This is a genomic window from Acetobacter conturbans, assembly GCF_011516755.1.
In the GTDB taxonomy this organism is placed as follows: Bacteria; Pseudomonadota; Alphaproteobacteria; order Acetobacterales; family Acetobacteraceae; genus Acetobacter; species Acetobacter conturbans.
The window spans coordinates 1-609 of the sequence record NZ_WOSY01000079.1 but is presented as its reverse complement, the minus strand read 5'-3'; the positions used below and the strand labels follow the sequence as shown (position 1 = coordinate 609).

Below are 609 nucleotides of genomic sequence, written 5' to 3'. Positions count from 1 at the left end.
CTGAAGCATTTCAGAGGCATCGCAACACGCTACGACAAGCTGAAGTCAACCTTTCTCGCTGCCGTGCAACTCGCCTCCGCCATCATCGGAATTAACTGACGACACGCCCTAAGCACGCCCCACGTGGTGTTTCAGCTCGGACTTCCATTGGCATTTCGCGGGCCAGCTTGAGGCGGCTGGTGAAACTCACGCAGGAAGGCGCGTCGCATCCGCTCGGGATCGTGGAAGCCGGTCATGACAGCAATGGTTTCGATGGGGAGCGTCGATCCTTCGACACGCTCCCGTGCGGCCTCCAGACGCAGTCGTTCCACCGCTCTGGCGGGACTCATTCCTACGGACGTCCGGAAACTGCGTGAAAAGTTTCGGGGGCTCATGCCGACCTGGCTGGCGAGGATGTCCACGGTCAGGCGCTGTTTCAGATTGGAACGGATCCATCCCAGAAGATCGGCAAAGCGTTCCTGAGCGCTCCCCATCTCCAGGAGAGCCGAGAACTGGGAGAGAGGTGGACCCGTCCGTTCGGACAGTTTTGTGGGCTTGATAAGCTATACCCGGTTGTCGTTATGCCGCCATTCTGACGGCGCTGCTGTTGGCCATCTGGTCCGGGGTTAA

At 59.4% G+C, this 609-nt stretch carries 2 pseudogenes; one reads left to right on the top strand and one right to left on the bottom strand.

Going from position 1 to position 609, the window contains the following annotated elements:
* Positions 1-99, top strand: a pseudogene (locus tag GOB81_RS17415) (IS5/IS1182 family transposase); the annotation flags it as partial.
* Positions 100-131: 32 nt separating this feature from the next.
* Here GOB81_RS17415 and GOB81_RS17410 read toward each other — a convergent pair.
* Positions 132-497 (bottom strand): annotated as a pseudogene (locus tag GOB81_RS17410) (helix-turn-helix domain-containing protein); the annotation flags it as partial.
* Positions 498-609: the final 112 nt, after the last annotated feature.